We start from the raw sequence: 8,230 nt of genomic DNA, 5'->3' as shown, positions 1-8,230 counted from the left end.
GTAGTTGGACAGCGCCGATTCGCTGTCCGTGCTGCCCATAATCCTCTGATAGGTGTCGCGAACGACGGCCGACGAGGAGAGCAGCAGCAGAGAGTCGACGGTCGGGACTCCCAGGGCCAAGTGACGGCAATTTGACAGCCATCGCCTCAGCGCTCTGGTTGCGCTGATCACCGACGAACGAAAGCGGGCGGGCCAGCTTTCGTCCGGGACGGCGCGCATCTGAAGGTGAGGCAGCGCGCGGCGGCCTCCTGCCTCAATGGTTCTCGGATTCTGGCGCTTGAGCAGTCCGGGATGAATGTGTTCCAGTGCCCCTGGGGGAGCGCCGAATAAATCCGTCCTGGATTTGTCAGCGCCCGCCATCGCAAAAGCGTGGTTTTCCGATGGCTCACAAAAGCACTGGCTTACAGCCACTGCTTTGGGCAGCGCATCCGTGCGCTGCGGGAAACACTGAATACTTCAGCGCCTCCCTAGCCGGCCGCGGGGACACCAAACAAGCCTTGAAAGTGCACGATGGCCTGCGGATTGGCCAGCGCATCGAGGTTCTTTACCGGCCGGCCGTGGATGGCCTCGCGCACCGCCAGTTCCGCGATCTTGCCGCTGATGGTGCGCGGGATGTCGTCCACCTGGATGATCCGGGCCGGCACGTGGCGCGGGCTGACCTCGACCCGGATGGCCGTGCGCAGGCGTTGCCGCAACGCGTCGTCGAGCGCCAGCCCCTGCGCCAGGCGCAGGAACAGCACCACCTCGACGTCGTCGTCGATTTCGTGGCCGACCGCGACCGCCTCCTGCACCTCGGCGAAACGCTCCACCTCACGGTACAACTCGGCGGTGCCGATACGCACGCCGCCGGGATTGAGCACGGCGTCCGAGCGGCCGTGCACGATCATGCCGCCACGACCGGTCAACTCGACGTAATCGCCGTGGCACCACACGCCCGGAAATTTTTCAAAATAAGCCGCCCGATAGCGCGCACCGTGCGGGTCGTTCCAGAAACCGACCGGCGTACTGGGAAAGGGCTGCACGCAGACCAGTTCGCCCTTCCCGGCCAGCAACTCGTGGCCAGCATCGTCGTAAACGCGTACCGCCATGCCCAGCGCTCGCGCCTGCAATTCGCCGCGGTAAACCGCGCCGATGGGGTTGCCGGCGATGAAGCAGCCACAAATATCGGTGCCCCCGCTGACCGACGACAGCAGCACGTCGGCCTTGATGTCCCGGTAGACGTAGTCGAACCCCTCCGGCGCCAGGGGCGAACCGGTCGACAACACCGTATGCACGGCGGATAGATCATGGGTTTGGGCCGGCTTCAGACCAGCCTTCTCGGCCGCCGCCAGGTATTTGGCACTGGTGCCAAACACAGTCACGCCCTCCTGCTCGGCGATGTCGAACAACGCACCGGGCGTCGCGAACGGCGCGCCGTCGTACAGGATAAGCGTGCAGCCGGTGGCCAGGGCACTGGCCAGCCAGTTCCACATCATCCAGCCGGTGGTGGTGAAGTAGATGATCCGGTCCGCCCGCTTCAGGTCCGTATGCAGCGTGTGTTCCTTACGGTGCTGCAACAGCGTTCCACCCGCGCCGTGCACGATGCCCTTGGGCACGCCGGTGGTGCCGGACGAGTACAGGACATACAGCGGGTGGTCAAAGGGCAGCGGCGCGAACGTCGGCTCAGCGCCTTCGTGCGTGGCAAGCAGCGCATCCCAGTCATGCAGCGGCACCGGTGCCTGCTGCACGCGGCCGCCCCCGCAAGAAACCGCCACCACCTGCCGGGCCGTCGGCAGACCGGCCAGGATCTGCGCCACCGCCTCGCGGCGGTCCTGCGGGCGCCCGTTATAGTGATAGCCGTCGCAGACGAACACCACCCTGGGCGCAATCTGCCCGAAGCGGTCCAGCACCGCCCGGGCGCCAAAGTCAGGCGAACAGGACGACCACACGGCACCCAGGCTGGCCGCCGCCAGCATGGCGACCATCGCCTCCGGAATATTCGGCAAATACCCCGCCACCCGGTCACCGGGCTGCACGCCGAAACTGCGCAGTGCCGCCGTCATGGCGCCGACCTGGGTGGCAAGCTGCGCATAGCTCAACGCGCGCCGCGCGCCGGTCTCGTCCCGAAACACCAGCGCCGGGTGGTCATCGCGGTAGCGCAGCAGGTTCTCGGCGAAATTGAGCCTGGCGCCGCGAAACCACACCGCCCCCGGCATGCGCTCGGCGTGTTCGAGGACCGCCTGCGCCGGCGCGTGCTCGACGATGCCGCAAAACGTCCACACCGCGGCCCAGAAGGCAGCCGGCTCCGCCACCGACCAGTCGTACAGCCGCGCGTAATCAGCGCCTGGCAGATAGCGGTCGATGAAGGCCGTCAGGTTGGCAGCGGCGACGCGACGCGCGGACGGCCGCCACAGGGGGCCGGTCAGTTGGCTCATGGCGGTTTCCGAAACAGCCGCGCCCGCGTTTTCGTGCTGGAAAACGCGGGCGCGAGAGAAGATGAGGGCGGGGTGCCTAGTTACAGCGCGCGGTGCGACCCGTCACAGAATGGCGGCGTCTTGGTGTGCTTGCAGCCACACCAGGCCAGGGTGGCGGTTTGCGTGACCTCGTGCTGCAGAGGCGTGAAGGCCGTACCCTTGTGCGCGCCGTCACAGAACGGCTGATCCCCGGACTTGCCGCAGGCACACCACCAGTAGGTACCGGGCTCGGTTTCCTCGACGTAGGGGCTCTTCTGGGCAACCTGCGGATCGGACATGTCGGACTCCCTGCGTGGTTCGCGTGGATAGCTATTAAGGTTTCGCCGCGGCGCCGGAACACCGCCCGGCCAACGCGCCGACCGATGGAACACGGCCCGGGCGGCAGTGTCAAGCACGTCCGGCCGATGCTGGCACAATGCCCGCCCACAGTCGCCTGCCCGGAAAACGCTTTTGCCGCCTGTCTGTTCCAGTCCCGTTGCGCTGTCACGCCGTCTGTCGGTGGCGCCGATGATGGACTGCACGGACCGCCACGCCCGGTACCTGCTGCGCCTGATTTCTCGCCACACGTTGCTGTATACCGAAATGGTGACGGCGCAGGCCCTGCTGCGCGGTGACCCGGACTACCTGATCGGCTACAGCCCGGCAGAGCATCCGGTGGCGCTGCAACTGGGCGGCAGCGATCCGACCCAGCTGCGGCGCGCAGCAGGCATCGGGGCTGATTTTGGCTACGACGAGATCAATTTGAACATCGGCTGCCCGTCTGACCGGGTGCAGGCCGGGCGGTTCGGCGCCTGCCTGATGGCCGAGCCCAATCTGGTCGGCGACTGTGTGGCGGCCATGCAGGCGGCGGTACAGCTGCCGGTGACGGTGAAATGTCGCATCGGCATCGACCGCAGCGACCAGGACGAGGATCTGTTTCATTTCGTCGAGGCAGTCGCTGCCAGCGGCTGCCGGCAATTCACCGTACACGCCCGAAAAGCCTGGCTGGACGGCCTGTCGCCGCGCGAGAACCGCGAAATTCCGCCGCTACGCTACGACACCGTGCACCGGCTGAAGCGCCTGCGGCCAGACCTGGAGATCGTCATCAACGGCGGCATCGTCGACCTTGAGCAGGCTCTCGCCCACCTGCGGCAGGTGGACGGCGTCATGATCGGCCGCGCCGCCTACCACTCGCCCTGGATATTGGCGCCCGCCGACCGCCTGATTTTCGGCGACGACGCCAGCAGCCCCAACCGCGCCGAAGTACTCGAACATTACCTGGAGTACCTGCAGAGCCAGTTCAGCATGGGCACGCCCCTGACCGCATTGAGCCGACCGCTGCTGGGCCTGTTTCAGGGCGAGCCGGGTGCTCGCGCCTGGCGTCGCACCTTGAGCGAGACCGCGCCGCAGACCGACGATGCGGCGGTGCTGCTGCGCGCCGCGCGCCGGGTGGTGCCCGATGCTGACCGACGTGCGGCAAGTATCGGCTAGGGAAACCGCTGATTCATTCAGCGCTTGCCCAGGCGAAACTCGCTTCGGTCCCCTTGCGGAGGGAAGATGCACAGCAGACAACCGGCCACTGATCCTTGATCGGCGAACGAGGGAGCGCAGACATGACCGACAAACCCGCCATCGTGATATCGATTGGAGACCCCGGCGGTATTGGCCCCGAGGTGTTGTGCAAGGCTCTTGCCAGCGGCCAGATCCATCCTCTGGCCCGCCCGGTGGCGGTCGGATCGGCGGAAGCGATGGAGATGGCCAACAAGGTCGCCGGTACCGGGCTTCGCGTGCGCCGGGTCACCCGCATGACCGAAGCCGGGCACGATCCCGGTTGCATTGACGTACTCGACAGCGGCAAGCTCGCGCCCGGGAACGTCACCCCCGGCGTGGCAACCGCAATCAGCGGCCGTGCCCAGCTGGACTGGGTGGTCGAGGCCGATGCCTTGTGCCGACGCGGCCAAGCCCAGGGTTTCGTCATGGGCGTGATCAACACCACCGCGCTGGAGCTGGCTGGCGCTTGGGATGAAATCGAAAAACTGGTCGAACCCCAACCCTACGCCAGCTATCTGCTGGTAATTACCGGTCCGCTGCGGGTGGTACACATGGTGCACCACCGCCACGTACGCGAGGTCTGTGACCTGATCAAGAAAGACCTGGTCCTGCACGCACTGGAGGCAACCCAGCAGAACTTCGAGCGCTGGGGTATCAAGGCACCGCGAATCGCCGTATCGGGCTGGAATCCCCATGCCTACGGGCCGGAAGACCAGGGCGAGATCGCACCGGGCGTGGAAATGGCCCGCGCCAAGGGCATCAACGTGACCGGCCCCATCTCGCCGGACACCGTCTACCGTCAGAACATCGAGGGGCAATACGACGTCGTGCTCGCCATGTCGCACGACCAGGGCCACATCGCCATCAAGACCTGGGGCTTCCTGGGCAACTGCTCGGTCACCCTGGGCATGCCGTACATATCCACCTCGGTGGCGCACGGCACCGCCTACGACATCGCCGGCAAGGGCGTGGCCAAGGCCGACAACATGCTCGAAGCGCTGAAACTCACCGCCAACCTGGCAGCCGGCAGGGGTTTTCCGAACGCGCCGAATGCGGCAGCCGCCTGAGAGCCAGGCGCCAGGTGGTCAGAACCCTCTGCTAGATCAGCCCGTGATCAATGTCCTGCCCCAGGCGCACCTGGGCGTACAGCTCGCCCATGTTGTCCAGGTTCATGCCGGCGTGGCTGTTGATGGCATGAATGTCGCGCCAGCAGCGCTGGATGACGTTGCCCTCATGCAGGGCGCTGCCGCCGCTGGCCACGAACAGGCGCTCCACCGAGCGGGTCAGCATTGTGGTGGCGTAGGCGCCCTCGAACAAGGCGCGCGCGCGCAGGACTTTGGTTGACTGCGTGCCGACATCGGCCAGTGCTTTCAACTCGTCGCAGTTGCGTTTGATCAGCAGGCCCGCGGCGTCGATCTCGGCGGCTGACTCCACCAGGCGCAGCTGGGCCGTGGATTTGTCAGCCTGTTTACCGGCGCCGAACACCATCATGCGCGACTGCAAGCGGTCCTCATAGGCAGCAAGGGCTGCTTGCGCGGCGCCCCAGGCCGGCGCAATCAGCGAGCACACGGACGCCGCGAAGAACGGCTGCTTGTACAGGGGGGCGGTGTTGATCTCGCGCCCCGGCGCGATGTCCTGCGCCACCTTGCTCAGCGAGAACATGCGATGCGTGGGCACGAAACACTCGGTGACCGTAATGTCCTTGCTGCCGGTGCCCTTGAGCGCCACCACGTCCCAGCTGGTGTGGTCGATCTGGTAGTCACCGACCGGCACCACGCACTGGAAATATTCCGGCGGGCCGCCGTGGTCATCGTCCACCAGCACGCCCAACAGAGCGTAGCGCGCGTGGTCGCAGCCGCTGGCAAAGGTCCAGCGACCGCCCCGGATCTCGATTCCGCCGGCCACCTTGGTGATCGTGCCGGACGGCACAAACGGCGTGCAGGACTGGGCGTCCTGGTCTTCGCCCCAGATGTCCTGCTGCGCCTGCGGTGGAAAGTAGCCCAGATAAAAGTTGTGGATGGCCAGGATCGCCAGCACCCAGGCGCTGGAACAACAGCCGCTGCGACCGATCTCGCGCGTGACTTCGAGCAGCGTGTACATGTCGTGCTCGTAACCGCCAAAACGCTTCGGCTGCAGGATGCGGTAGAAGCCGGCATCGCGAAAATCGGCAAAACTGTCGTCCGGCAGGCGGCCCAGGCGCTCGCACTCCAGGGCGCGCCCGGCGATGACAGGCGCCAGGTCGCGGGCACGGCCAATCAGCTCCTGGACGGTTGGGATACTCGAACTCGACATGGCAAAAACTCCTTGATTGGGCGTGTGCCTGCTCGTCAGCCCGTTACCGGGCCGGCACCAGACAAAACAATGTAACGATCAGCCGGCGTCACTCTCGCCCAGCAGCCGATCGACTTGCGACTGGTACTGAGCGCGGCGCGGCGTATGGAAATGCAATTGCCGCGACAGGAACGGATCGCCGGCAAAGAAAATCTCATAGATTTCCTGTCGGCCGCCGAACTCGCCAGCCACGGCGTCCCAGGCCAGCTTCATGACCTGCACCCGCTCACGGGCGCTGGCGCCCGCACCAGACATATAGGTTTCAAGATCGGCCGCGGTGTCCGGGTTGGCGAAATCCGCTTCGGTCACCGTCATCACCAGGCTGGAGCTGCCCATCAGGCGGATCAGCTCGTTGACCTTGGTGTTCACTTCGGGCAGGAAAAACCGCAGCATCGAGATGCCGACCATGCCGCGATTGGGCGAAGCGAAAAGGGAGGCCGTCTCGCGCGCCACATCTTCCAGCACGAAGTTCGGATCGGCCTGCTTGGCGAATTCTTCCTGGGCGTTCACCACCACCTCACTGGCGGAGGCTTCCACCAAGCCGTCAGCAATCTCGTTCAGCGCCAGGAACTCGCCAAGCAGTTGCTGGTAGTGCGGCAATTCGCTGCGCCCCAGTACGTCGGCCATCTTGCACGCCAGGCCCGTCATGAAGCGCAGCTTGGCCCGGCCGCGCAAATTGGCCTGCAGCAGGAGGTATCCCGGAAAGCTCGGTGCCATCATGTTGTAGGCAACGAGGTCGCGATAGATGAACACCCGCTCCCAGGGCACCAGCACGTTGTCGAACACCGCCAGCGCGTCGCCCTCGTCGAAGCGTTCGGCCAGCGGCCGGTCGTAACGGCTGCCGCCACGGGCGTAGCTTTCGCGGCCCAGGAATTTGAGGCCCGGCGTCGCCACCGGCACCGCAAAGCACAGGGCGTATTCCTCCTCCCCCGGCCGGCGCGGCATGAACGGCCCAACCCACAGTTCGTTGCTGACCGCCGCCAGCGTGGACAGCATGCGCGCACCACTGACCACGATGCCGGCATCGGTCTCGCGCACGGCCCTGAGCGTGCGTTGCGCCGACATATCCTTGCTGTAATCGCGCTTCGGGTCAGCCAGCGTGTGGGTGAGGCAGATGTCCTCGTCGCGGCAATATTCCCAGTAGCGGATGGCGTTGTCGGCGAACGCTTTGTCCTTGTGCCCGAGCACGTGTGGGGCAATCACCGCCGCGTCGGTGACGAAGGCATTCATGAAGTCCGGCAGGCGGCCCATCAGGCCATAGGTGGCTTCCTTGCGCGCAGCCTCGCCGCGGACGCGCTGCTGCACTTCGTCCACGGTACGCGCTGCCAGAAAGGAATTGCTGACCGGCTTGCCGTCCTTGGGCGAGGCAAAGGTGTAATCGGCTTGTAGCGCCGGGTCGTGAAATGAATCGTAATGCTCGCCGACGCTGCCCAGAATGCCGGCCAGTGGCGCGTAGCGGGTCACGTCCCGCACCCGCTGGCCCGCGATGTAAAGCGCCCGATCGTCAGCCAGGCTCGCGATGTACTGAGCCCCAGTGCGAATGCCCATCCCTGTTCTCCTCCAGCCGGCCGGGCATCAAGTGGCTCCGGCGATTGTTATCGTCGCTGGATTGTCAGTCGTCGGACACAACCGGGCAAGCCATCACGCCGACGCGCATGACCGCGGTCATGCGGATAGCGCCGCCGACAGTTTGCGGTGCGCCGCGCGCAGCAAGGATTCGGTGGTCGGCCAGTCGATGCACGGATCGGTCACCGACACGCCGTAGCGCAGCTGCGTCAGATCCTCGGGGATCGGCTGGTTTCCGGCCTCAATGTTGCTCTCCAGCATCAAGCCGACGATGGAGCGATTGCCTTCCAGCATCTGGTTGACGCAGTTTTCCAACACCAGGCCCTGCAGCTCGGGCTTCTTGCTGCAAT

At 65.6% G+C, this 8,230-nt stretch carries 7 protein-coding genes and 1 pseudogene; 2 read left to right on the top strand and 6 right to left on the bottom strand.

Annotated elements, in window-relative coordinates:
• The 3 genes from ABZF37_RS12385 to ABZF37_RS12375 form a co-directional block, all read right to left on the bottom strand.
• Nucleotides 1-360: hypothetical protein (locus ABZF37_RS12385; protein WP_372720356.1), on the bottom strand; the 360-nt coding region annotated here is incomplete at its 3' end.
• 107 nt (nt 361-467) lie between these two features.
• Complete coding sequence (locus ABZF37_RS12380; RefSeq protein ID WP_372720354.1) at nt 468-2,414, bottom strand: acetoacetate--CoA ligase; 1,947 nt, start codon at nt 2,412-2,414, stop codon at nt 468-470.
• 80 nt (nt 2,415-2,494) lie between these two features.
• Complete coding sequence (locus tag ABZF37_RS12375; RefSeq protein ID WP_372720352.1) at nt 2,495-2,731, bottom strand: CDGSH iron-sulfur domain-containing protein; 237 nt, start codon at nt 2,729-2,731, stop codon at nt 2,495-2,497.
• Nucleotides 2,732-2,903: 172 nt separating this feature from the next.
• Between ABZF37_RS12375 and dusA the strand changes: the two genes are divergently transcribed.
• Together dusA and ABZF37_RS12365 are read left to right on the top strand one after the other, a co-directional pair.
• Nucleotides 2,904-3,923 (top strand): tRNA dihydrouridine(20/20a) synthase DusA, encoded by a 1,020-nt coding sequence (dusA, locus tag ABZF37_RS12370; protein ID WP_372720350.1) that lies wholly within the window; start codon nt 2,904-2,906, stop codon nt 3,921-3,923.
• 122 nt (nt 3,924-4,045) lie between these two features.
• Entirely contained in the window at nt 4,046-5,050 is a 1,005-nt protein-coding gene (locus tag ABZF37_RS12365; protein ID WP_372720348.1) for a PdxA family protein, read from the top strand.
• Between the two features lie 31 nt (nt 5,051-5,081).
• On the opposite strand, the gene ABZF37_RS12360 is transcribed toward ABZF37_RS12365, so the two are convergent.
• The 3 genes and pseudogenes from ABZF37_RS12360 to ABZF37_RS12350 all read right to left on the bottom strand — a co-directional run.
• On the bottom strand, nt 5,082-6,275 hold the full coding sequence (locus tag ABZF37_RS12360) for an acyl-CoA dehydrogenase family protein (RefSeq protein WP_372720346.1): 1,194 nt from the start codon (nt 6,273-6,275) through the stop codon (nt 5,082-5,084).
• Nucleotides 6,276-6,353: 78 nt separating this feature from the next.
• A complete protein-coding gene (locus ABZF37_RS12355) occupies nt 6,354-7,862 on the bottom strand; it encodes a 4-hydroxyphenylacetate 3-hydroxylase family protein (protein ID WP_372720344.1) in 1,509 nt (502 codons plus the stop codon).
• 117 nt (nt 7,863-7,979) lie between these two features.
• Nucleotides 7,980-8,230 (bottom strand): annotated as a pseudogene (locus ABZF37_RS12350) (3-deoxy-7-phosphoheptulonate synthase); the annotation flags it as partial.

It is taken from the genome of Immundisolibacter sp. (assembly GCF_041601295.1).
Classification (GTDB): Bacteria; Pseudomonadota; Gammaproteobacteria; order Immundisolibacterales; family Immundisolibacteraceae; genus Immundisolibacter.
Note: the sequence above shows the minus strand (reverse complement) of the source record. Positions and strands in the feature narration are given on the sequence as shown.

Bases quoted from the DNA above. Each gene is read 5' to 3' on its own strand.
- ABZF37_RS12380 (WP_372720354.1), bottom strand. From the start codon at position 2,414: ATGAGCCAACTGACCGGCCCCCTGTGGCGGCCGTCCGCGCGTCGCGTC.
- ABZF37_RS12375 (WP_372720352.1), bottom strand. From the start codon at position 2,731: ATGTCCGATCCGCAGGTTGCCCAGAAGAGCCCCTACGTCGAGGAAACC.
- ABZF37_RS12365 (WP_372720348.1), top strand. From the start codon at position 4,046: ATGACCGACAAACCCGCCATCGTGATATCGATTGGAGACCCCGGCGGT.
- ABZF37_RS12360 (WP_372720346.1), bottom strand. From the start codon at position 6,275: ATGTCGAGTTCGAGTATCCCAACCGTCCAGGAGCTGATTGGCCGTGCC.
- ABZF37_RS12355 (WP_372720344.1), bottom strand. From the start codon at position 7,862: ATGGGCATTCGCACTGGGGCTCAGTACATCGCGAGCCTGGCTGACGAT.